This window comes from Reichenbachiella sp., from assembly GCF_965233835.1.
GTDB lineage: Bacteria > Bacteroidota > Bacteroidia > Cytophagales > Cyclobacteriaceae > Reichenbachiella.
Genome location: NZ_OZ247585.1, coordinates 4,184,917 through 4,207,053 on the forward strand (window position 1 = coordinate 4,184,917; position 22,137 = coordinate 4,207,053).

23 protein-coding genes are annotated in these 22,137 nt (G+C 40.6%); 9 read left to right on the forward strand and 14 right to left on the reverse strand.

The window, feature by feature from the left end; genetic code table 11:
• Positions 1-7 precede the first annotated feature (7 nt).
• The 3 genes from ACO6S2_RS17715 to ACO6S2_RS17725 are packed head-to-tail and all read right to left on the reverse strand — an operon-like array spanning position 8 to position 1,001.
• Positions 8-418, reverse strand: a complete 411-nt coding sequence (locus ACO6S2_RS17715; RefSeq protein ID WP_422359897.1) for a molybdenum cofactor biosynthesis protein MoaE — start codon at positions 416-418, stop codon at positions 8-10.
• 4 nt (positions 419-422) lie between these two features.
• The gene (locus ACO6S2_RS17720) at positions 423-674 is read right to left on the reverse strand and encodes a MoaD/ThiS family protein (RefSeq protein ID WP_422359898.1); all 252 of its coding nucleotides are present in this window, start codon (positions 672-674) and stop codon (positions 423-425) included.
• A 39-nt stretch (positions 675-713) separates the two neighbouring features.
• Positions 714-1,001, reverse strand: a complete 288-nt coding sequence (locus ACO6S2_RS17725; RefSeq protein WP_422359899.1) for a YciI family protein — start codon at positions 999-1,001, stop codon at positions 714-716.
• Between the two features lie 37 nt (positions 1,002-1,038).
• Between ACO6S2_RS17725 and fdhD the strand changes: the two genes are divergently transcribed.
• Together fdhD and ACO6S2_RS17735 are read left to right on the forward strand one after the other, a co-directional pair.
• Positions 1,039-1,878, forward strand: a complete 840-nt coding sequence (fdhD, locus tag ACO6S2_RS17730; protein ID WP_422359900.1) for a formate dehydrogenase accessory sulfurtransferase FdhD — start codon at positions 1,039-1,041, stop codon at positions 1,876-1,878.
• Positions 1,879-1,888: 10 nt separating this feature from the next.
• Positions 1,889-2,242, forward strand: coding sequence for a DUF7009 family protein (locus ACO6S2_RS17735; RefSeq protein ID WP_422359901.1), 354 nt, complete (start codon positions 1,889-1,891; stop codon positions 2,240-2,242).
• On the opposite strand, the gene ACO6S2_RS17740 is transcribed toward ACO6S2_RS17735, so the two are convergent.
• The 4 genes from ACO6S2_RS17740 to ACO6S2_RS17755 all read right to left on the reverse strand — a co-directional run bounded on the left by ACO6S2_RS17740 (position 2,239) and on the right by ACO6S2_RS17755 (position 8,000).
• Positions 2,239-2,616: a hypothetical protein gene (locus tag ACO6S2_RS17740; RefSeq protein ID WP_422359902.1), complete on the reverse strand. Its 378-nt coding sequence runs from the start codon at positions 2,614-2,616 to the stop codon at positions 2,239-2,241. The genes ACO6S2_RS17735 and ACO6S2_RS17740 overlap by 4 nt on opposite strands.
• A 130-nt stretch (positions 2,617-2,746) precedes the next feature.
• Positions 2,747-4,861, reverse strand: a complete 2,115-nt coding sequence (locus ACO6S2_RS17745; protein WP_422359903.1) for a M3 family metallopeptidase — start codon at positions 4,859-4,861, stop codon at positions 2,747-2,749.
• 128 nt (positions 4,862-4,989) lie between these two features.
• Positions 4,990-6,624: a M28 family metallopeptidase gene (locus tag ACO6S2_RS17750; RefSeq protein ID WP_422359904.1), complete on the reverse strand. Its 1,635-nt coding sequence runs from the start codon at positions 6,622-6,624 to the stop codon at positions 4,990-4,992.
• A 98-nt stretch (positions 6,625-6,722) separates the two neighbouring features.
• Positions 6,723-8,000, reverse strand: a complete 1,278-nt coding sequence (locus ACO6S2_RS17755) for an acetyl-CoA hydrolase/transferase family protein (protein WP_422359905.1) — start codon at positions 7,998-8,000, stop codon at positions 6,723-6,725.
• A 225-nt stretch (positions 8,001-8,225) separates the two neighbouring features.
• On the opposite strand from ACO6S2_RS17755, the gene ACO6S2_RS17760 reads away from it, so the two are divergent.
• From ACO6S2_RS17760 to ACO6S2_RS17770, 3 genes are read left to right on the forward strand one after another with little or no spacing between them, the layout of a single operon-like run.
• A complete protein-coding gene (locus ACO6S2_RS17760; RefSeq protein WP_422359906.1) occupies positions 8,226-9,641 on the forward strand; it encodes a pyridoxal phosphate-dependent decarboxylase family protein in 1,416 nt (471 codons plus the stop codon).
• Between the two features lie 20 nt (positions 9,642-9,661).
• Positions 9,662-10,354, forward strand: a complete 693-nt coding sequence (locus ACO6S2_RS17765; protein ID WP_422359907.1) for an SIR2 family NAD-dependent protein deacylase — start codon at positions 9,662-9,664, stop codon at positions 10,352-10,354.
• Positions 10,351-11,073: a hypothetical protein gene (locus ACO6S2_RS17770; RefSeq protein WP_422359908.1), complete on the forward strand. Its 723-nt coding sequence runs from the start codon at positions 10,351-10,353 to the stop codon at positions 11,071-11,073. The genes ACO6S2_RS17765 and ACO6S2_RS17770 overlap by 4 nt, the downstream gene beginning before the upstream one ends.
• Positions 11,074-11,107: 34 nt before the next feature.
• Here ACO6S2_RS17770 and ACO6S2_RS17775 read toward each other — a convergent pair whose 3' ends face one another.
• On the reverse strand, positions 11,108-12,370 hold the full coding sequence (locus ACO6S2_RS17775) for a cystathionine gamma-synthase family protein (RefSeq protein ID WP_422359909.1): 1,263 nt from the start codon (positions 12,368-12,370) through the stop codon (positions 11,108-11,110).
• A 132-nt stretch (positions 12,371-12,502) separates the two neighbouring features.
• Between ACO6S2_RS17775 and ACO6S2_RS17780 the strand changes: the two genes are divergently transcribed.
• Both ACO6S2_RS17780 and ACO6S2_RS17785 read left to right on the forward strand, forming a co-directional pair.
• The gene (locus ACO6S2_RS17780; RefSeq protein WP_422359910.1) at positions 12,503-12,982 is read left to right on the forward strand and encodes an Lrp/AsnC family transcriptional regulator; all 480 of its coding nucleotides are present in this window, start codon (positions 12,503-12,505) and stop codon (positions 12,980-12,982) included.
• Positions 12,983-13,172: 190 nt separating this feature from the next.
• Positions 13,173-13,925 (forward strand): hypothetical protein, encoded by a 753-nt coding sequence (locus ACO6S2_RS17785; RefSeq protein ID WP_422359911.1) that lies wholly within the window; start codon positions 13,173-13,175, stop codon positions 13,923-13,925.
• Here the strand turns inward: ACO6S2_RS17785 and moaA are convergent, their stop codons facing one another.
• Complete coding sequence (moaA, locus tag ACO6S2_RS17790; protein ID WP_422359912.1) at positions 13,926-14,936, reverse strand: GTP 3',8-cyclase MoaA; 1,011 nt, start codon at positions 14,934-14,936, stop codon at positions 13,926-13,928.
• Between the two features lie 101 nt (positions 14,937-15,037).
• On the opposite strand from moaA, the gene ACO6S2_RS17795 reads away from it, so the two are divergent.
• Positions 15,038-16,528 (forward strand): tetratricopeptide repeat protein, encoded by a 1,491-nt coding sequence (locus ACO6S2_RS17795; protein ID WP_422359913.1) that lies wholly within the window; start codon positions 15,038-15,040, stop codon positions 16,526-16,528.
• Here the strand turns inward: ACO6S2_RS17795 and ACO6S2_RS17800 are convergent, their stop codons facing one another.
• From ACO6S2_RS17800 to ACO6S2_RS17815, 4 genes are all read right to left on the reverse strand, one after another.
• Positions 16,529-18,058 carry a serine hydrolase gene (locus tag ACO6S2_RS17800; protein ID WP_422359914.1) on the reverse strand — a complete coding sequence of 510 codons (1,530 nt, stop codon included), beginning with the start codon at positions 18,056-18,058 and terminating at the stop codon, positions 16,529-16,531.
• 124 nt (positions 18,059-18,182) lie between these two features.
• Positions 18,183-19,265, reverse strand: a complete 1,083-nt coding sequence (locus ACO6S2_RS17805) for a WD40/YVTN/BNR-like repeat-containing protein (RefSeq protein WP_422359915.1) — start codon at positions 19,263-19,265, stop codon at positions 18,183-18,185.
• A gap of 17 nt (positions 19,266-19,282) precedes the next feature.
• On the reverse strand, positions 19,283-19,555 hold the full coding sequence (locus tag ACO6S2_RS17810; RefSeq protein WP_422359916.1) for a MoaD/ThiS family protein: 273 nt from the start codon (positions 19,553-19,555) through the stop codon (positions 19,283-19,285).
• Positions 19,556-19,904: 349 nt separating this feature from the next.
• Positions 19,905-20,339 carry a GNAT family N-acetyltransferase gene (locus tag ACO6S2_RS17815; RefSeq protein WP_422359917.1) on the reverse strand — a complete coding sequence of 145 codons (435 nt, stop codon included), beginning with the start codon at positions 20,337-20,339 and terminating at the stop codon, positions 19,905-19,907.
• A gap of 237 nt (positions 20,340-20,576) precedes the next feature.
• On the opposite strand from ACO6S2_RS17815, the gene ACO6S2_RS17820 reads away from it, so the two are divergent.
• Positions 20,577-21,320, forward strand: a complete 744-nt coding sequence (locus ACO6S2_RS17820; RefSeq protein WP_422359918.1) for a DUF3800 domain-containing protein — start codon at positions 20,577-20,579, stop codon at positions 21,318-21,320.
• Positions 21,321-21,435: 115 nt separating this feature from the next.
• Here ACO6S2_RS17820 and ACO6S2_RS17825 read toward each other — a convergent pair whose 3' ends face one another.
• Entirely contained in the window at positions 21,436-22,023 is a 588-nt protein-coding gene (locus ACO6S2_RS17825) for a redoxin domain-containing protein (protein ID WP_422359919.1), read from the reverse strand.
• Between the last annotated feature and the right edge of the window lie 114 nt (positions 22,024-22,137).

The window sequence follows — 22,137 nt, forward strand, 5'->3', positions numbered from 1 at the left end:
ACACGAGCTATGGGTGAGCAGCCACCCAGACATCTCCATCTTCAAAAATTTCCTTTTTCCAGATAGGAACTGTTTTCTTTAGTTCGTCAATGATAAACTTGCAGGACTCAAACGCCGCTTGTCGGTGCGGAGTAGAAACTGCTATGACAACTGCCTCTTCACCAATTTCCACTACTCCCACTCTGTGAGCAATCGCATATTTCAGAATAGGCCATTGAGTTTTGGCTCGATCTACAATCTTTTGGAGTTCTTTTATGGCCATAGGCTTATAAGCCTCGAAGTCCAGTTTCACTACCGCTTTATCAGAAGTTTTGTTCCTTGTCGTTCCGATAAATACATCAGTAGCCCCAGCGCCATCATGCGAAACTGCAGCAATCAGGGCTGTAACATCAATTTTTTGTTCCGTGATCTCTATCATAATATCATCCTCCACTTACTGGGGGAATGAGCACCAGCTCATCTCCCGCTTTTATGGTATGATCGTCATCCACATATTCTTCATTAATAGCCAAATTGAGCGAAGTCAATTGCTCGAAAGCAGGATATCGAGATTTCAAGAGATTCATGGCCTCGTGTGCCTTCATGCCTTGTTCCAATTTCAAATCCAGTGCTCTCCCTCCTATGATATCTCTAGCAATTCCGAATGCCACTACCTTTATTTGAATTTCACTCATAGGTCTCAAAGTTATCCAAACGTCGCAATTCTGATTTGATCAGTCTAATAAATATTCTAATTCCTTTGTCGATTTAGACGGTTCAAACTCAATCACTTCATATTCAGCCAACTGATTTATATAAAATGGATCCTTTGAAATCATTTCCTTTACTTCCTCTTTATCCTTGGCTTTCGCCAAAATAATTCCTCCAACCCTAGGAATTTTCTTTCCAGACATCAAGAAATGTCCTAGTTCATATTGCTCATTCAAGTAAGTCACATGGTCTGCAAGGTACTGATCTATATTTTCTAGGGGAACTTTGTAAGTCAGGGATATGATATACATTTATAACAGGATTTAATTTCTTCATAGACATACGAGAATGAGCACGGTTGGTATAGCAACATCAAAGATTTTAAAAATAAAAAACGGGGGCAATGAACCGACCAATGATCTATTAGTCAAAGAAGAACCATTAGAAATCATAATTGGTCATGGACCGGAGACCAAAAGAAAGGAATTTTCGCTAGCCGTAACCATGCGAACACCTGGAGCGGATGAAGAACTAGCCAGAGGCTTTTTACTATCAGAAGGAATCATAAAATTTCCGGCTGATATTCTGTCGGCCAAATATTGTATGCAGGCTAAGCAGCCAGAGAATACATTAAAAGTAGAATTAAGAAACGACTTGGCCTTTGATGCTGAAAAGTTCAAGAGGAACTTTTACATCAATTCAAGTTGTGGCGTTTGCGGTAAAGCTGCCATTGAAGCGTTGGAAGGAGAATTATCTAATAAGGAATACCCTACCCCTAAGATTACCAGTAAAACAATTCTTTCTCTTACAGATCAGCTCACTCCTCATCAAAACACCTTTAAATATACTGGAGGTCTTCATGCAGCTGCGTTGTTCGACTCGGAAGGGAAATTGCTTGTTATTCGAGAAGATATAGGCAGACACAATGCGCTTGACAAACTAGTTGGTGTAAGTGGGCTAAAACAGATTGATCTCTTTGACAAAATACTTTGGCTCAGTGGTAGACTGGGGTTTGAAATGATTCAGAAGTCGGCTATGGTTGGCATCAGAACAATTGCAGCTCTTGGTGCTCCCTCAAGTCTTGCTGTAGAATTGTCACAAAAACAGGGCATTACCCTTATTGGCTTTTTAAAAAAGGAGGCTTTCAATATCTACTCAGGAAAAGAAAATGTAATTTTGAATTCATAATAAACAAGCAATGAAAATCAGAATCAACGGAAATTTTGTACGACTCAGATTGAGTCAAAGTGAGGTAGATCAATTTGCATCTAAAGGTCAGGTTGGGGACGTCATACAATTCGGAGATCGATCACTGACTTACCAACTGGTGGGATCACGGCAAGAGGAAGTTTCTGTAGATTTTGATGGTGCTAATATTTCTGTACAGGTTCCAGATAAATTGGGTTCACAATGGATCGAAACCGATTTGGTCGGATTTGAAAATGCCGACCAAACCCATGTCAGAATATTAGTAGAAAAAGATTTTCAATGTTTGCACAAAAGGCCTGGGGAAGACGAATCTGACAACTTCCCCAACCCCGCAGCTGATTAGGCACAAGAAACAGTTACACTATGGGTATGCCCGTTGCCCGAGGTAGAATCAATGTTCACACTACTATTGTCCTTGAGTGAGGCAAAATTTGAGCTCGTCACCGTCACGCTATGTGAATGACCGCTAGATCCTGTAATATCATAGGTCTTCGCTGTTCCCGCATCTACATCTGCTTTTGATACCGTCAAGGAGTGTCCATGATTACTTCCTATCGATATGGAGGTTCCATTGTCCACACAACTTTTGGAGGAGTCTCCATCCATATCCATGTCCATTTCATCTTCTGAGTTATCAGAACAATTCCACAAAGACAATAAAGGGATACCGGCTAAAACTGCTGCACTTACTTTAGTTAAGAATACTTTTCTATTCATGGTTATTTTTGGTTTTAATGTATATACATACAATTTAACGAAAAGCTCAGGGATTATTATTTACTCCAATGTAAAATGTCATATAGCAGACAAATAAAAAAGGCTGAACCAATGTCCAGCCTTTATCTAATTACTTAAATCCTTTCTTTTCCAGAAGGGGATCAATCTCGGGCGTCTTGCCTCTAAACTCAATGTAAAGATCCATACCTGGCTCCGACCCTCCTTTGCTCAACATTGTTCTGTATTTCTGAGCAGTCTCTTGATCAAAAAGATCACCAGTTTCCTTGAAGGCCTGAAAACAATCTGCATCAAGCAGCTCTGACCACAGATAACTGTAGTATCCAGCAGAGTATCCACCTGCAAAAATGTGATTGAAATAGCCACTTCTATATCTAGGGATGATCTGATCAATGAGTCCAATTTTATCCATCGCCTCTTTTTCAAAAGCTCTGGCTTCGATACCCTCTGCGCTGGTAAGTGTGTGCCACGACATATCTAAATAGGCTGCGGCCATATATTCCACAGATCTAAACCCTTCATTGAAAGCATTGGCATCATTCATTTTTTTAACCAACTCGTCTGGTATCACTTCGCCTGTCTGGTAATGCTTCGCATAAAGCTTAAGCACTTCTGGCTCACTCATCCAGTTTTCCATCACCTGTGAAGGAAACTCTACAAAGTCTCTTGGCACACTTGTTCCCGATTGGGAAGGATAAGTCACATCAGACAGCAAACCGTGCAAGGCATGTCCAAATTCGTGAAACATCGTTTCCGATTCTGAAAAAGAAAGTAAAGAAGGTCCATTTTCCGTAGGGGCTGGGAAGTTAAAATTGTTGGTCACAATTGGGGTTACATCGCCGTCCATCTTCGACTGAGATCTCAACGAGTTCATCCATGCTCCTCCTCTTTTACTATCTCTAGCAAAGAAATCCATATACAGGATACCAATATGAGTGCCATCAGCCTCCAGTACTTCAAAGACCTGTTGGTCTTTGTGCCACTTGGGCATATCTTTCAATTCGTTGATCTGGATTCCAAAAAGTTCAGTTGCCAAAGCAAAAGCACCATCTCTTACAGCATTTACTTCAAAGTAAGGACGCATGAGATCTTCATCGAAATTATACTTGGCTTTTCTAACCTTCTCCACATAATATCTCCAATCCGAACCTCTCAGTTCTCCTTCAACTCCGTCTTTTTTCATTTCAGCCGCCAAAGCCTCTCTTTCAGATTTAGCCATATTTAAAGCAGCAGGCCAAACCTTGTCCATAAAATCCATGACTGCTTTGGGAGTCTGAGCTACACTGGATGACAGTTGTACGTCGGCATGTGTTTCATAACCTAAAAGATTAGCTCTTTCTATTCTCAAGGCTACAATTTCTTCAATGATCTTCTTATTGTCATTTTCATTGTCGTTGTCAGCACGCATCGCGTAACCTTGAAATAGTTGTTCTCTCATTTCTCGATTTGGAGAGTACTGCAAGAAGGGATTGATACTTGGTCTTTGTAAAGTAAATGACCATCCTTCCTCGTGGCCTCTTTTCTTAGCCTCCTCTGCAGCAAGAGAAACCAAACTACTGGTCAATGTTCCATAATCCTCAGGATTGGTAGTATGTACTTCGAAATTATTGGTCTCAGCCAGTACATTTTGTCCAAATTTGGTGGTCAACTCAGACAATCTGCTGTTGATTTCCTGCAGTCGATCTTTTTGTTGACCTTCCAACCCAACACCTGACCTTATAAAGCCTTTGTACGACTCACTTACCAATCTTTTTTGCTGTGCATTTAGATCACTACTTTCTAGTGAATTATAAATAGCCTCTACTCTTTCGAACAAACCCTTATTCAAACTGATATAGTCATAATGCTTAGAAAGCATAGGTGAAACCACCGTTCTAACAGAATCCAGCACATCATTAGTATGCGCCCCAGCTACTGCATAAAACACTCTGGTGGCATTGTCCAATGTAGCTCCAGACCTTTCTAGTGCTTCCATGGTATTGGCAAATGTAGGAGCCTCCGTATTGTTTACGATTGCATCAATTTCAGCCTTATGTTCACTCATTCCCTGCTCGAAAGCTGGCAAATAGTGCTCATTTTTTATTTGATCAAATGGGGGAACTCCAAATGGCGTATTCCATTCCGATAACAATGGGTTTTCTTCGTTCATCGTCGTCTTTGTTTCGGGAGTCTGGCAGCTTGCTAAAGCCATCACACCTACCGTCAGCATCGTTATTGATTTTCTCATAGGGTTAACTGTTTGTGGTATTCGTGAAAATTAGAAAAGCGATGTGTCATCGCTTTTCTAAAGGATTTCAATTTAATAGGATTATTTTCTTCTTGCACATTAATTCCATTAATGGCATCATAGGACTATTATTGGCCTTCTCTAATGGCTTTAAACTCTGACCCCTCTTTCCATTTTGGAAAAGTGGGCTCATTAGCCAAAGTATATCCAATGTCAAACATTACTTGCATATCGAGCTTCACGCCCTCGGCATTGAAATCTTCCGAGTACTCATCAGAAGGCTTGTGATAGTTTTCGCTGGTATACTTCTTGTACTGCTCTTCTCCCCATTCTTTTCCATTAGCATCACTATCTGTAGCTCCTTTGCCATAAAGGGCTGGGATACCAATACTGGCAAAATTGAAATGATCTGACCGGAAAAATCCACCAGATTCTGGATGCGGATCTGGGGTGATATATCGACCTTGCTTCTCCACAGCTCTTTGGGCATAGTCATCCAACTCCGACTGACCATACCCTACAATTGAGAAATCATTGACTCTTCCAATAGGACGTATAGCATCCACATTCAAATTGGCTACCGTTTTGGCTGGATTATAAATTGGATTGACCGAATAGTGCGCAGAACCTAGCAGTCCTTGTTCTTCAGCTGTCACAGCCATAAACACTACAGATCTCTTAGTTGGAATATTCAATTTCGTAAAGGCCTCCGCCACTTGTACGATACCAGCTACACCAGTACCATTATCCACAGCACCATTGTAAATAGAATCACCATCCACCGGCTTACCGATACCAAAGTGATCCCAGTGCGCACTATAGATGATGGTTTCATCTGGTCTTTCTGACCCTTCATATCTGGCAATCACATTATTGGATTTTGATCTTTTAATACTATTTATCAGTCCAACTGACAATTGCTGATTCATAGGAAATGGCTTGAACTCTCGCTTGCGCGCTTCTTCATAAAAATCATACCCTTCCATGCCCATATTGGTAAACATCTGATTGGCACTTTCTTCTGATATCCAGCCTTCAATCACGCATCTCGACATGTTGTTATCAGGGTTTTCAAGATACAGATTGGCTCCAGACCATCCGCCTTGCACCACTTCAAATGGATAGCTAGCATGTGCAGTTTCATGCACAATGATGATTCCTGCGGCCCCTTGTCTGGCTGCTTCTTCATACTTGTAAGTCCACCTACCGTAGTATGTCATTTCGTTCCCTTTGAAGAAGGACTTGTCCTCAGTACCAAACCCTGGGTCGTTGATCAAAACCAAAACAGTTTTTCCTTTGACATCCAGTCCCTCATAGTCGTTCCAATCATACTCGGGAGCGATCGTACCGTATCCTGCAAATATGATCTCCGAATTTTCTATTCGTACAGAATCAGTTACTCTTCGAGTCAATGCCACAAAATCATCCCAATAGTCGAGGCTGATTTCACCTTCTCCTCCAGTGATCTTCATCTGAGGATCAACTGCTGCAGTCAACTCTACCAGAGGCACTTCTTGAAAATAACTATCTCCATTGCCTGGCTTCAAGCCTAATTTTTGGAATTCATCTTTGAGATAATTGATTGTTTTGGTTTCTCCTTCCGTGAAGGGCATTCTACCTAAAAACTCATCAGACGACAAAGCCTTGATTCGAGCTTTCAAATCCTCCTCATTGATACTTTCATAAGCTTCCTGAAAATTTTCCTTTGGCCCACAGGCAAAGGCTATCAAAGTGATTACAAGCGCGTTTATAACTTTTTTCATTGGATTAATTAGATTAATAAATCACCAATTTAATTAATCCTAATGAAGCAAAAAGCGGTTAACTCAATTTAATAATGCAGTTGTAGAAAAGAGAACGTCTATATCAATTTTCGCCCGAACCTTTCAAATGCTGCTCGATCCAGCGCTTCGCGATGATCTGGATGGGCAATATCAATCAGTAACTTCGCACGTTCTTGAAGGCCTTTTCCGTACAAATCAGCTATCCCATATTCAGTGGCTATATAATGTACATTGGCACGGGTAGACACTACTCCAGCGCCCTCCTTTAACGTTGGTACAATCTTGGACAAGCCCTTACTAGTAGCTGATGACAATGCTATAATGGGCTTTCCGCCTTCAGAATAAGAGGCTCCTCTAATAAAATCGATCTGGCCACCGACACCTGAATATTGCTTGGTACCAATGGAGTCTGCACAAACCTGGCCAGTCAGATCAATTTCGATCGCACTGTTGATCGAGGTCACTTTGTCATTTTTTCTAATAATGGCTACATCATTCGTAAAAGCTACATCCATCATCATCACTCCCGGGTTGTCATTCACAAAGTTGTAGAGCTTTTCAGTCCCCATGATGAAGGCAGAAACAATTCTTCCAGGGTACAGTTTTTTCGTTTCGCCGGTAATAATTCCTTTTTCGACTAAAGGAATCACACCGTCTGAAAACATTTCGGTATGAATGCCCAATTTTTTGTGGTTGGTCAAACTAGACAAAACTGCATTTGGAATAGCTCCAATCCCCATTTGAAGTGTAGCCCCGTCTTCTACTAAGCCAGCTACATAGTTTCCAATTCTTTTTTCTATATCTGTTGGCTCAGGCACATCGACGGTATATATAGGACAGTTGTGCTCGACCAGAATATCAAAATTACTAATGTGCATCATACCATCGCCATACGTTCGGGGCATGTTCTCATTCACTTGAGCTATGACTAGTTTGGCACAATCCACGGCCGTGTGAGAAGCATCTACGGAGACACCCAAAGAGCAAAAACCATGTTTATCTGGTGGTGAGACTTGTACCAAAGCCACATCCAATGGCAACGTCTCCCTGATCATTTTGGGAATTTCACTAAGAAAAACTGGAATATAGTCTGCAATTCCCTGTTGCGTGGCTTTACGGACGTTCGCTCCCACGAAAAAGGACTTCACCCTAAAACTTCCCTGGTATTCTTCCCTTAGATATTTGGCTTCACACTCCGTATGAAGATGCACAATTTCTACATTCTCCAAATCTGACGCACGATCTGTAAGAGCATCTATTAAAACTTGAGGGGCCGCAGCCACACTGTGAATGAAAATTCTATCGTTAGATTTTACATATTCAAGGGCCTCTTTGGCAGGCAAATATTTACTCATGGTGTCTTTTTTTGTTGTAAAAGTAGAAGGGCGAAAATTCCTAATTCATGACCTAAATCATCTTTTGCTGTAGTTGTTATCATAGGCTGATCTACTCTGATGACATCAACTTTTTTGATTGATAAAAGATTATTTAATTCTTAAATCATCATAAAAATTTAATTTAGACAACTCTTTCCCTCAGCGGGAGTATATCGCACTGAATTCATTGAAGAACCCAAATATATGCTGGACAAAAAATCCTTTAGAAAAGAAGCACACAAACTGGTAGACTGGATGGCTGATTTTTATGAAAACATAGAAAACCTCCCTGTCAAATCGCTCTCCAAACCAGGCGAAGTCATAGGTCAATTGCCCAAAAACCCTCCAAGTCAAGGTGAACCATTTGATCAAGTATTTAGAGATTTTGAGTCCATCATACTTCCTGGAATGACCCAATGGCAAAGCCCAAAATTTCACGCTTACTTTCCCGCCAATTCGAGTTACCCATCTGTACTTGGCGAAATGCTTACCGCTACACTAGGAGCCCAATGCATGATCTGGGAGACTTCCCCAGCTGCAGCGGAATTAGAAGAGCTCATGATCAACTGGCTAAAGCCACTAATGAATATCCCTGAGGATTGGACAGGCTGTATTCAAGATACTGCGTCCACTGCGACCTTGGCCGCTATGATTTCGGCCAGAGAGAAAAAAACCAATTGGACCATCAATCAAAATGGATTTGACAATCAGAAATTAAGATTCTACTGTTCTTCAGAGACCCATTCCTCTATAGATAAAGCTGTTAAAGTACTTGGTGCCGGTGTCGAAAATTTGGTAAAAGTAGAAGTCGATGAAAACCTGGCTATCATTCCTTCAGCCCTAGAAACAGCGATTAAAAGTGATATCGAAAATGGATTTATTCCATGTGCTGTAGTTGCTGCAGTAGGCACCACAGGAACACTCGCCATTGATCCCGTGGATACTATTGGAGACCTCTGCAAGAAATATGATGTCTGGCTTCATATCGATGCAGCTTATGCAGGCACGGCACTTATGCTTCCGGAATATCATTCAATGACTGCAGGAATTGAAAAAGCAGACAGTTTTGTATTCAATCCACACAAATGGATGTTTACTAATTTCGACTGCACGGTATACTTCATCAAAGACGAAGAGGCACTGATTAAAACCTTCGAAATTTTACCCGAATACCTCAAAACAAGCACTCGTGGACAAGTCAAAGATTACAGAGACTGGGGCGTACCGCTGGGCAGAAGGTTCCGAGCGCTCAAGCTTTGGTTTGTCATTCGCGATTTTGGCATAGAAGGTATTCAAACAAGACTTCGAGAGCACATGAGCTATGCGCAGTGGTTTGCCGACCAGGTAAATGAAAATGAGCATTTTGAACTTGTCATTGAGCCTAAGCTGAATGTAGTTTGCTTTAGAGGGATCGCTTCAGAAAAAAATGAAGAACAACTGGATAAACTAAATGCGAATCTGGTGGCGGCAATCAACAGTTCTGGTGAAGCTTATTTGACACACACGAAAGTAAAAGGCAAGTATGCACTTCGCATGGTCATCGGCCAGACCTATGTTCAACAAAATCATGTCGAAGAGTCCTGGCAATTGATACAGGATAAAGCCAATGAGTTGCTTTAGTTATCTTTAAATTAAAAAAATTGAAAAAGATAGTTGTACTCACAGGTGCTGGAATTAGTGCGGAATCCGGCATCAGAACCTTTCGCGATGCTGATGGCCTATGGGAAGGTCATGACGTAATGAAAGTCGCCTCACCTCAAGGATGGGCGGCCAATCGTGACTTGGTACTGGACTTTTACAACCAAAGAAGAAAGCAAGCCTTAACAGCCGAACCGAACAAAGGGCACCTAGCTCTTGCAGATTTAGAAAAAGATTTTGAAGTGATGATAGTCACTCAAAACGTTGACGACCTGCACGAAAAGGCTGGGTCTTCGCAGGTTGTACATTTACATGGAGAATTATTCAAATCCAGAAGTACTGTAGATGAATCACTAGTCTACGATATGGAGGGATGGGAACTAAACCCGGGCGATAAATGTGAAAAGGGTTCGCAGCTCCGTCCACACATTGTTTGGTTTGGCGAAATGGTTCCTATGATGGACGTAGCTATCAAGGAAGCAAGAGAAGCTGATATTTTCTTGATTGTAGGTACTTCGCTAGCAGTATATCCTGCTGCTGGACTGATGCACCATACGCGACCCAACATACCCAAATATATCATCGACCCTAACATGCCCGAAGTAGCTCCAGAACCAAACCTCTTTTTGTTTGAAGAAAAAGGTGGTACTGGGGTGCAAAAAGTAGCCAACATTCTCAGAGAGCAATACCTATGAGTCAAAAAAAGATTATCAGTGCTGAGATTGCCCATAAAACTACTGCTTCTGTCATTAGTACTAATTCTGATACTCGATTGGATGAGGCACTGTGGGCTATTAATTGGTTTGACCTAAAAAGAGGTTGGCTCTACGGATTATATAATCGTCTCGCTTATCAACATGTGAAGGCTGTTGGAGCCTATCCCATTTTCAAAGGTCAGTTGGAAAAGGTATTGGTAAGTAATGACAGGTTGCAACGAGATATGCTACTTGTGGTGAGATATCCAAAGGCACAAAGCCTACTGAACATGCTCTCCGTAAAGCTATTTCAAGTCAAAAGTCTGCTAAGAACTGCAGCCGTCAAACACTTTCAATTTGGTTTTATGAAGCAGCAAAATCAAACAGAAGAAAATCCTCCTGCCTTGAAATACGACGGCAAGTTAAAATTCTTGGTTCATATGAATGAAGAGGGAAATGCTCAACATATTGAACAGTTAATAGCTTATGCTACTTCTCAGGAAGTCTTTCCATATTTTATCGGAAGCAAATCGGCTATCGTGGGATTGCAAAAAGGAAAGGAGAGGATGAAAACCATCAACTTTTTACTCAGTCATGTTTTGATCTTCAGTGCCTTTGATAATGAGACGTTAGAAGCTTTTGTAAACTCTGACCCATACCAAAAACTGATTCAAAAGAATGGATCGAATTTTTCAGGATTATACCATAGAAAAATATGACTCCGGAGCAACGCCCCGAAGCCATCACTTTGGGTTATGCTAAATCTAATTCTAGTGTCAGTGCCTGTTTCAAATCCCAAATTAAATCTTCTGGGTTTTCTACTCCTACTGACAAACGTATTAAGTTCTCTTTGATCCCAATTCTCAACTTCTCCTCGGGATCTACTCCAGCATGAGTCATCGTACCTGGATGCTGTATGAGGGACTCTGTACTTCCCAAACTGACCGCGAGCTTGATCAATTTTAATTTATTTATAAACTGAAACGCTTCCTCTTCGCCTCCTTCTATTTCAAATGAAATCATTGCCCCTGCAGCGTTGCATTGCCTTTCATAAATTTCGTATTGTGCGGGATCATCTTCTTTTAGAAATCCCATGTAATACACTTTATTAATCAAGCTATGGTCTCTAAGGAAAGCTGCCACTTTTGACGCGTTAACTGCCTGCAGTTCCATTCTGGCTTTCAGGGTCTCTAGACTTCTCATCAACAGCCAACCTGTCCATGGACCTGCCATGTTGCCAAGGAAGGTCCTTAGCCCTTTAATGCGTACCATGTTCTCTTTTGAACCCAAGCATGCACCCGCTATTACATCACTATGCCCTCCTATATACTTAGTGGCTGAATAAAGCACAAAGTCGGCCCCATGCTTCAATGGGTGCTGCCATAGAGGCCCCATGTAAGTATTGTCCACTGCGAGATACACTGGTTGATCTTCTTTGGAAAATTGATCGGCAAGTTGTCGACACATTTGCATGTCAATCAAACTATTGGTAGGATTGGCAGGGGTTTCAATATAAATCATAGCCAATCGATCCGCGTGACCAGAGTTCACTATTATAGCTTCAATTTCTTCCTTAGTGCTGTCAGGATAAAATCCAACTACATGAATACCAAATTTGGTCAATATCTGGTTGATGAAATGGTCCGTACCACCATAGACTGGTGAGCTATAAAGCAAAAGATCACCAGGCTTTAAAAATTCCATGAGGCAAGTCGAAATGGCTGACATACCACTCTCAAAAACTGCGCAGTCTTCAGCTCCATCCCATAGGCACAATCTGTTCTCTAATATTTCAAGGTCAGGATTATTTAGCCTGCTATAGATCAACCCTAACTCTTCTCCCTTTTCTTGCTCTCTCAAGCCATAGGCCACCTCAAAGAAGGCCTTGCCCTCTTCCGCTGAGTTGAACACAAAGGTTGAAGTTTGAAAAATTGGACACTTGATGGCTCCTTCGGATAATTTGGGATCATACCCGTGTGACATCATCAAACTTTCGGGGCTAAACTGCTGTTTCATTATTGCTCTTTATAACAATAATGAATAATAAATCTATAATATTTGTATATCATAGATTTACATTCCAAATATTAATCAATTAGTAGTAAAAAAATCTAAAAACACTCTAATTTTTACCCAGAGACAGAAAAAATGATAATAGACAACACAGACCTTCAAATATTAGAAATACTTCAAAAGGACTCTAAAACCAAAATGAAGGATATAGCCGACGCCGTGGGGATGACCATTACGCCTGTTTACGAAAGAATAAAGAAAATGGAGAGAAATGGAATTATTGAAAATTATACGATCTCTGTTAATCCCAAAAACTTAGGGTTTCAGTTAGTGGCCTATTGTAGTGTAACCTTGAAGGAGCACTCAAAGGAAAATCTTCGAAAATTTGAAGAAGGAGTTCAGGACTTGTATCATGTTCTAGAATGCAATCACCTATCCGGTAATTTTGATTACCTCCTCAAAGTAGTAGTAAGAAATATGGAGGATTACCAACTATTCATTTCTAATCAATTGGCTGCGCTTGACAACATCGGTCAGGTACAAAGTTACTTCGTGATGAAGGCGATAAAGGAGAGTACTTTTTCCTGCAAGAATGCCATCTCAACTCATAAGTAAATTACCTATACATTGAAGGTTTTACCTAAAATTCGTTCAGCAATACACTTAATCTCATCTCTACTTTTCATAACACGCTGATATTAAGGTGTTTCAACTTGCATATTTAAATTAATTTTTACAACTTACTAGTGCTATTGAGAAAAGTTAAAACCTGATTGCTCTCAGCAATTATCAACCAGAATCCACTATGTCACGAAATTTAGAATTACGTAGCACTTTCCAATTTTCCGGAGAAGGGCTAGGTACACTAGCCCAACCACAGGAAAGCCGCTTGAACTCCAAATCACAGGCTTCAGAATCAACAGAACTTATCAACAAGAATAATTATGGCGTTGCTACTTTAATGAGCAAAGCCATTTTTTCTTCATTAGGCCCGGAGATGCAAGAAATGACTGAGTCTTATTGTTCCAAGCGATTGGCCTCAGTAATCAACAAGGGGTTTGATTCAACATCAAATCTTCTATCTGTCAGGAATGCTAAACAATCTCTTGAAGATTTTGAATTCAACACAGAGAATGCCTTTACTGCTGGAGTAACTTCTAAATTCTATTTACGAGAGGGCGCCCATAAAGGCCATGTGATCTTGCATGTTCCTGCTTTCATTCCGGAGCAAGAACTTAACATTCCTAAGGAGGCTACCAACTTTAAAATTTGTGCACGTCTGATATCGGTGTCTGACTTTGAAAGAAATGGAGAACAAGTAGCTATTTGCAACAAAGTACAACATGCCAAGGTGGGAATATACGAAACCACTATGCTACCTGTACTTAGAATTCCTACGCAGCCTCTGACAGCTCCTTTGACTATACCTACCGGGACTGCTATTCAAAATGATGTTTCTGCTGTATTAGTACTTGGCATTAAGTTCTACGCATACGAAAATTCGAAATTCAGTTTCAAATCTGAACATGGTATGATGAAGATCATGACCGTGCATTGATCAACCGCCAATAGAAGACATAGATTCAGAAATATTCTTGTCTACCTTTCGGTTGCGTTCAGCAGCAAATCCATCCTTTTCTCTTTTTTGAACTGTTTCCATCAACATTTCTCGTAGCTGGTCATCAGTAGCATTGCTTCTCATGAGTGCTTTGATATCTAAAACACCCTCATCATAAAGACAGTTTTTAATTGTTCCGGTAGCGGTAAGTCGAATCCGGTTGCACGCACCACAAAACGTCCTGGAATAGGCCGGTATAATACCCAAATTTCCAACATGCCCTTCCACCTGATACAAAGATGCTGGATTGCTAGGGTCAGAATTCAACTTTTTCAGTGAAGGAAAGGCTCCTTTAAGTTCTTCCAGAATACGCATATGACTCCAGTTTTTTTGAGACGTAGACATATTAGAACCATTGAATGGCATTTCTTCAATAAACCGAACACTTATCTCACGGTCGCTGGCAAGTTGAGCCATACCAATCACCTCATGAGTGTTTTTACCGTGCATCACCACCATATTGATTTTAGTGTTAAATCCATGATGTGTCAACCCATCCAGTGTTTCCATTACGGTGTCGAATTCATTCCTTCGAGTAATCTTGTGAAAGTTTTCTCTATTTAAACTATCCAAACTCAGGTTAACGCCATCCACTCCAATATCCTTCATTTGATTTAGATAAGGTGCCGTAAGTACCCCGTTGGTAGTAATATGTACAGCTTCTATTCCTGAAATTCTCTTTAGATTTCTCAATAAGGATATAAAATCCTTTCTTAAAAATGGTTCTCCACCCGTAAGTCTGATTTTCTTAACACCCAGGGAAGCAAATACCGTAGCTAAACGGATAATTTCTTCATAACTAAGAAGCTCTTTTTTAGGCAGGTAGTCAATACCTTCCGCTGGCATGCAATAAAAACATCTCAAATTACATCGATCAGTCACTGCTATTCGGAGATAATCAATCTCTCGATTCCATGAGTCTACGAGTTTAGTATTCGAAGAATTTGTCATTTATTAATATTTGATTGGAGTCAGCGATGTTGGACTCAAAGATAAGACGGATTATCTATGAAATAGGTTGAATAGCTAATCTTCAATACTTATTTTTAAGGATGCGCCAAATCCTTTCCTTGTTTATAATTGGTATCCTTGCCCATGAGCTCTCTGCTCAGCAGCAAAAAATAGACAGCTTAGAGAAGGCCGCCACCTCCCATCCCTTTCAAGACTCCGTAAAGGTCGATTTATACAACCTTATTGCTTACGAGGTGATAAATACCAACCCCGACAAAGGCAGAAAATATGCTACAATGGGATATGAATTGGCTAAACAAATTGACTATCAGAATGGCTATGCACGTGGTTTGAATTTGGTAGGCAGCTCCCTACTTACTATAGGTGAATATGATACTGCTCTTGAATTTTATCTGGCCTCGCTAAAGATCTACGAAGAAACCCAGTATCAAATGGGCATTTTCATTACCTATAATAATATTGGAGAACTGTATGAAAAGAAATTTCAATATCATGAGGCACTTCAATACCACAAAAAATCCTTAGCGCTAAAAAACAAATACCTAAGAGGCAGAAAGCCAATTATGTCCTATGTTAATCTGGGACAGATCTACTATAGACTAAACTATCTGGATTCGGCCATCAATCATTTTCAAATTGCAGAACAAATGGCCAAAGAAGAAAATCGGCCTCGAACCATTGCCTATGCAAAAACCGGCATCGGAAAAGTTTTAGCTCAACAAAAAAATTACATTTCAGCACTTAAATACCTCAATCAGGCTAATCAGATTTATCAGCAACGGGAAGACTATTTGGGCATGTCTGGCATTGCTTTGGAAAAGGCAAAAATATCTGTAGCTAACAGCCAATTTGATCAATCAAAATTATGGGTGAATGAAACCATCAAATATGCTGAAAAAGTAAATGCCAAGGAACTCAAACTACAGGCACTAGCCTTGCAATACAAAACAGACTCCACACAAAACAATTTTGAGGCTGCATTCATCTCAATGAGGAAGCTGCATAAATTGTCTAGTGAAGTTTTTGATATCGCCAAAGAAAAACAACTACAAACTATTCAGGCCAAGTTCGAGTTTGAAGAAAGTCAGCGTCTACAAGCTGAGTTACTAAAAGAAAAGGAAACCAGTCAAAAGATAGTTAGATATCAAAGGACCATCATTGCCGGGATAGCCGTTATCTTGCTTCTAATTAGCATCATCGCCATATTGTTTTATTATCAGGTGAAAAAGCAGGCTCGTCTCAATCGACTACTCAAAGACAAAAACAGAGAAATAAAAGAAAAGGCACTAGAGCTAGAAATCCTCAACAATAATCTTGAGCAGATTGTGGAAGAACGAACCAGTGTGATTCAAAAGAAAGATGTAAAACTCAAGGAGTATTCCTTCTTGAACGCCCACATTGTAAGGGGCCCTTTAGCCAACATCCTTGGCCTCACTAAACTCCTCAAGGGAGAAATTGAGGAAAATGAAAAAAGAGAAATGATTGATCACCTCTACTATTCCGCAGATAAGCTAGACGACGTACTCACCGATATCAAAAAGAAGCTTGAAAAAGGAGAAATGATCAATTGATCAGTCAACTCTGATTGGAATCAGCTCGTCGAAGAAAATATCATCATTTGGTACGTCAAAGGTCATCCTTTCAATCTTGAGATTGTTATCCATATTGAACTGCACAGTTCCAAAGCTAAACCAAGCATGCTCTATATCCCAATCGATTTCCCATACGTCATAATGCCAATGCTTGAGTGTCGCTGAAAGTGCTTTGGCATTTGGAAAGTCTAAACGCAACTCCCCTTTCTCGAGGGTTACTTTGATATCACCATAAATATCCGCCTTGTAAGTTCCTACATACTTATTCAAATCAAGCGAAGGTTTGGTTCCTTTCACCCGTTTAGTTTTGCGTTCTGTGATTCTAGAATCTTCTTCAGTTGCTCCCATTCTGCTTAGGTATCGCTCTGACCAATCCGGCCCATCTACTCCCAAAAACTGATCCAGAGCATAGTAAGTTGCTGCCATCATTGGGCTTTTCATTCCATTGGTCAATACAATTACACCTAGTTTTTGGTTAGGCAACATAGTGAAAGCAGTAAGCATACCATCGTAACCTCCAGTATGTCCAATTCTCAGATTATTGTGGTAATCGCTGATTCCCCAGCCTAAACCATATCCACTAAAATGACGACCAAAATCATTAGACTTGGTATGATCCACCACAAAATTGTTGTGTGGAGTCCACATTAGGTTTCTAGAGCTCGCGCTAAAAAGTGTATCGGACCCACTCACACCATGGTTCATATTGGCTATCATCCATTTGGAGAGATCCTCCACACTTGAGATCAACCCTCCTAAAGCACCAATTTCTTCCCAATCCTCCCAAACAATGGGGATGTTTTTCTCGTTATTTCGGGCATGTGGCGTGGCGTAGTTTCCTACAGATTCTAACGCGCTTGGACCGGTGATGGTTCGACTCATCCCTAACGGCATTAATATTCTTTCTTTCACATTCTGAGACCAGCTTTTGCCTGTGACCTTGCGAATCACTTCGCCCGCGGTAATGTACATGAGGTTGGAATATCCATACCCTGCTCTAAAATCAAAGGCCGGAGGTATATTCTTGATTCTCGCAAGAATTTCCTCATTAGTAAAGTCGCTCTTGTACCATATGATATCCCCACTAAATGTCCCCAGACCTACGCGGTGGCTCAAAATATCTCTCATCGTAGTATGGGCAGTCACCCAAGGATCATACAGTTCAAATTCGGGATAGTAATCCTTCACTTTTCCATTCCAGTCTAACTTTCCTTCTTCTACCAGCTGAGCAATGATAGCGGCAGTGAAGGCTTTTGAATTAGAGGCAATAGCATATAAAGTATTTTTATCAGGTGCACCCTTCTTACCTACTTCCTTCACGCCATATCCTTTCGCAAAAACCAATTCACCATCTTTCACTATGCCTATACTCATACTGGGCACATCCCAATCTTTTGTCATTTTTTCAAAATAGGTATCCAGCGCCTTCAGATCAACATCCTGAGACTGAGCAAAAGATTGTATGCAAAAGAAAAGTGCAAGGGTCAATGAGAGAAAGGGCTTTTTCATGTGTTTGATTTTAGTTTAACACCAAATTATCAACAACTCAAATCAAAACCCAAAAGCTCTATGTATTATGGCAGCCTGGCATGATAAACGGTCGGCTTTTTGAGTTGAAAGCAAAAAGTCTAAATCACTCCGCTATCTCCACGGAATAAACCATCGGTAAGTCTGAGGAAAGTTGCTTCCAATTTTCTCCAAGATCATTCGAGTAGTAAACATTACCAGTAGTGGTACCAAAAACCAAACTATCCCCAGATATATCCAGACAGTGCCGGTATACGATATCGAAACAATTTTCTTGAGGTAAACCCGTTCTTTGCTCCTTCCAGGTTTGACCACCGTCATCCGTTCTGCAAACCACCAAGGCCTGATCCACAGCCACACGAATCTCATCGCTGATACCAGGTACCACCCAAGCCTGATTAGAGTTATCATGCTTGATGGCTACCGCAAAGCCAAAATTAGCCGGCCCTTCTTTTTCACTTACCTCTTTCCAGTTTTTTGCGCCATCAATGGTTACAAATATGCCGCAGTGATTCTGCTGCCACAGCACATCTGGATTAGTCGGGCAAGCTTTGAGTATGTGAGGATCCTGCCCAATTTCAGAATTCGGGTCTGGAAGAAAATCAGCTTTCAATCCCTTGTTGGCAGACTGCCAGGTCTCACCTGCGTCAAAAGTTTCGAACACCCCAGCACAGCTTACGGCCACATAAATATGATTAGAGTCTCGAGGGTCAACTACGATTGAGTGGATACCCGGATTGTCACGACCTCCACCAAACCACTTCTCTCTGGATGGATGGTTCCATAGAGATTCCACGAGCTGCCAGGTGTCACCGTTATCCGTAGACTTGAATAAAGCGCCTGGATCGGTACCGATATACAAAACCTCTGACTTATCCTTACCGCCATGAGACATAGCCCAGAGGTACTTCACCGCTGCTGGCACGCCTTCCTTTACTTCCATGCCTTCGGCAAACTTAGGTGCTTCTATTTCCTCCCAGTTCTTTCCCTGGTTCGTACTTCGATGCAACTTGCATCCCCAGTGTCCGTGATCCAAACAGGCCCACCAAGTATCAGTACGCTCATCTACTAAAGTCAGTGAAACGGGTATACCCAAGAAATGGGTAGACTGATGCGTCCAATCTGCTCCAGACTGTTGATAAATGATCAATCCTTTTCTTGTTCCGAGTAGTAAGTTAGTTTTTGACATGAGTTTAAGTTTTTGGTTTAGCCGCCTGATAAGGCTTGCATGATATAGATTTCGTCTGTTGGTTTTACCGCATCGCTGAGTTTGATTCGATCTTGAATCAATTCGTCTCCAATAAAAATATTGACGTGCTTACGGAGTTGTCCTTGCTCGTCTACCACATAGTCCTTGACACCTTTGAATTTACTTTCCAGCTGATCAAGGATTTCATTCAAATCCAAAGATTCCAGTTCTATCTCCTTAAGCTCAGGATAAAATCGTTTGAGATTCGCAGTGAATTTTATGGTAGGCATAGTGCATTTATCTTGCTTATTGTCTGCTTCGAGTACCTCAGCATGACAATACAATTTAATAAAAGACGAATGAAAGGTGAAATTTGGGATATTATAGGCGAAAAAATACCCTCATGACATGGTTTTCCTTACAGTATCTAAGCCTAGTTAAGATACTTTCATTTTTTGGCTTGTTCCAAAAAACGAAACAAAAAAGAACAAGGCGATGAATAAATTTCTGAAATTCAGGCTGTTCTATATATTGAAATCCAAACTCTCCCGATTTGCATCGGGATCAAACAATGGATTTCATCACAATCTTCAATGCCTGAATTTCTTAACAAAACTAATTCAAGGCCAGAGTTAGATACTACCGTAAACTTAAATGTAGAATGGGATACGGTTCTCCCTGGCCATCAAGGGGTGAGCGGCCGGCGATTTGGAATCCCATGTATAAGTAGAAATCTACGGCCTGCTGGTTTTGCTCATTCACATCTACTTTGGTGCAATTCAAGTTTTCAACTGCATGGAGTAGTAAGGTCTTGCCTACTCCTTTCCCCCTAGCCTCCGGATGAATAAAGAGCATTTCTATATCAGTCTCATGTATACCCAGAAAACCCAATAATTGTCCCTCTTCTTTCACGCCACACAACTGTACGGCATCAAAGTATTGATCGAGTATCAGGGGTTTCAACTCTAATATTCTCGACTCAGGCAAGAAATCATGGGTAGCTCGTACGGAGGCTTCCCATAGGGTTATCATTTCCTGATAATCAGCTTTGTCTAAAGGGCTAATGGTATACATGCGGCAATATTAAAAAGATTATTTTTTTGTAAGTATGATTATAACATGGGATATAGTTTTACTCAGGTGTTGCAGCCAACGACATGTCATTATTCAAGGTTTTATGAACATTAAAAATCGGTTAGATTTGTGATGCATAGCACATTATGTTACATATAACTACATTAGCCATCACAGATGCCAGTCGAAGAAACAGAAAAAGTAAGAATTGAAATTTCGATCAATGGCCCACTCATTATGCACCCTGAGAATGGTGAACCCTATAAGGTAAATCCTAACACTTTATTAGTATTTATTGATGAAACTGGTGAGGAGAGTTTCAATGATACTAATATGCCATTCTTTGGATTTGGAGGCTTAATTGTTCCATGCATTGACTATTATGATCTTGTTGAATATCCATGGCACAACCTCAAGAGAGAATTTTTTGGAGAAGTTGAACACACTCTACATGCAGCTGATTTACCTCAACCTACACCTAAAAATCTGATTGACTCATTCAATAAATTCTTTACAGAGTATTCTTTTGGAAGATTTGCAATAACATGCACAGATCAAACAATTAATAAAATCAATGAAAGAATCGAGAACGTAATTGCAGCCTGTATTTGGAATCGAATTAAAGAGGTTTCAAACAAAATGAAATGGTTTGATATACTCATTCTTATTGAAGAGAACAAAAGGTTAATCCCAGCAATCAAGCAAGAATTTATGGCCAAAACACCTCAAAACAACCAAAAACAAAAGATACCTGTCAATTACAATACAATATTGAAAGATTCCTTCTTTGCAGGACTAGAGGTTGCCGATTTCATAGCTCATACAGCTGGGAGACAAGCACGAATAATGAGAAATCAGCTTTTTGATGAAACTGTCGAAAATAAACAACCAGATTTTGAGCAAATATTCAACGACAAACTCCATCCAACATCCTACTTTAACATTTCAAGAATTAGCTACAAAAACGAAGACGTTGGCTAACAAACGATATAGCACATGCCTCTAAGTTTTCTTAGACTGTTAATCCGATAACTTAGGAGAAACAAATAAAACCCAGAGGCACGTGCTTATCTGGGACGTTATCATTTAGAAAAACCTAAACCCCAGCCGCCGCCTTCCTCACCCCCTCTTCTGCAAATTGGGTAATCAGATCCGTAGATAATTCATCTGTCAGGTCACGGGCGTAATGTACCACTCTGATTACTCCTTCTTCATCAATTAGGAATTCTGCAGGTATAGTATTGATGGATTCGTTGTCAGCCATCCAGTGCACCGGCAGGCTTTTCAGCTTGGCTTTGATGGCGGTTTGGATCAAGGACATAAAATGGCTCTTGGCTGATTTGAGTGGTGAATTTTCTACTCCATAAAGATTATAAGTTTCTTTCTCTGGGTCAGCAATCATAGGAATGGTGTGGATGTCGGTATGATACTTACTAGCCAGCAGCCTCATTTTAGTTGACTCAAAGAAGAAGATCATTTCCATATTCTTTTCTTTGAGCTGAGCTTGAGCAGACTCCAGCTTGTTTACTCTCAGATTACAAAAAGGACAGCCCGCATGCCTGAAGAAACCTACGAATACTCGCTTGCCACGATAATTGCGAAGATTGATCTTGTTTCCAAATATATCCTCCAGATCAAAATTCGGAGCTTTTATATTTCCTCTGAGTGTTATACTTCTAGCCATCTGTCCATTAATTTTTGTACTATTCTCAATATACTGCTTATCTCCCAAACGCCTGTTGTTCGACAAGTTCGGGATATGTACGAGGCTAACCCTCAGTATGGATTTATAGAAAGA

Coding starts and splice junctions, on each gene's coding strand:
- ACO6S2_RS17740 (WP_422359902.1), bottom strand. CDS start 2,616: ATGAATAGAAAAGTATTCTTAACTAAAGTAAGTGCAGCAGTTTTAGCC.
- ACO6S2_RS17810 (WP_422359916.1), bottom strand. CDS start 19,555: ATGCCTACCATAAAATTCACTGCGAATCTCAAACGATTTTATCCTGAG.
- ACO6S2_RS17755 (WP_422359905.1), bottom strand. CDS start 8,000: ATGAGTAAATATTTGCCTGCCAAAGAGGCCCTTGAATATGTAAAATCT.
- ACO6S2_RS17715 (WP_422359897.1), bottom strand. CDS start 418: ATGATAGAGATCACGGAACAAAAAATTGATGTTACAGCCCTGATTGCT.
- ACO6S2_RS17795 (WP_422359913.1), top strand. CDS start 15,038: ATGCGCCAAATCCTTTCCTTGTTTATAATTGGTATCCTTGCCCATGAG.
- ACO6S2_RS17825 (WP_422359919.1), bottom strand. CDS start 22,023: ATGGCTAGAAGTATAACACTCAGAGGAAATATAAAAGCTCCGAATTTT.
- ACO6S2_RS17725 (WP_422359899.1), bottom strand. CDS start 1,001: ATGTATATCATATCCCTGACTTACAAAGTTCCCCTAGAAAATATAGAT.
- ACO6S2_RS17735 (WP_422359901.1), top strand. CDS start 1,889: ATGAAAATCAGAATCAACGGAAATTTTGTACGACTCAGATTGAGTCAA.
- fdhD (WP_422359900.1), top strand. CDS start 1,039: ATGAGCACGGTTGGTATAGCAACATCAAAGATTTTAAAAATAAAAAAC.
- ACO6S2_RS17800 (WP_422359914.1), bottom strand. CDS start 18,058: ATGAAAAAGCCCTTTCTCTCATTGACCCTTGCACTTTTCTTTTGCATA.
- ACO6S2_RS17770 (WP_422359908.1), top strand. CDS start 10,351: ATGAGTCAAAAAAAGATTATCAGTGCTGAGATTGCCCATAAAACTACT.
- ACO6S2_RS17785 (WP_422359911.1), top strand. CDS start 13,173: ATGTCACGAAATTTAGAATTACGTAGCACTTTCCAATTTTCCGGAGAA.
- ACO6S2_RS17820 (WP_422359918.1), top strand. CDS start 20,577: ATGCACCCTGAGAATGGTGAACCCTATAAGGTAAATCCTAACACTTTA.
- ACO6S2_RS17720 (WP_422359898.1), bottom strand. CDS start 674: ATGAGTGAAATTCAAATAAAGGTAGTGGCATTCGGAATTGCTAGAGAT.
- ACO6S2_RS17815 (WP_422359917.1), bottom strand. CDS start 20,339: ATGTATACCATTAGCCCTTTAGACAAAGCTGATTATCAGGAAATGATA.
- ACO6S2_RS17745 (WP_422359903.1), bottom strand. CDS start 4,861: ATGAGAAAATCAATAACGATGCTGACGGTAGGTGTGATGGCTTTAGCA.
- ACO6S2_RS17805 (WP_422359915.1), bottom strand. CDS start 19,265: ATGTCAAAAACTAACTTACTACTCGGAACAAGAAAAGGATTGATCATT.
- moaA (WP_422359912.1), bottom strand. CDS start 14,936: ATGACAAATTCTTCGAATACTAAACTCGTAGACTCATGGAATCGAGAG.
- ACO6S2_RS17775 (WP_422359909.1), bottom strand. CDS start 12,370: ATGAAACAGCAGTTTAGCCCCGAAAGTTTGATGATGTCACACGGGTAT.
- ACO6S2_RS17750 (WP_422359904.1), bottom strand. CDS start 6,624: ATGAAAAAAGTTATAAACGCGCTTGTAATCACTTTGATAGCCTTTGCC.
- ACO6S2_RS17760 (WP_422359906.1), top strand. CDS start 8,226: ATGCTGGACAAAAAATCCTTTAGAAAAGAAGCACACAAACTGGTAGAC.
- ACO6S2_RS17780 (WP_422359910.1), top strand. CDS start 12,503: ATGATAATAGACAACACAGACCTTCAAATATTAGAAATACTTCAAAAG.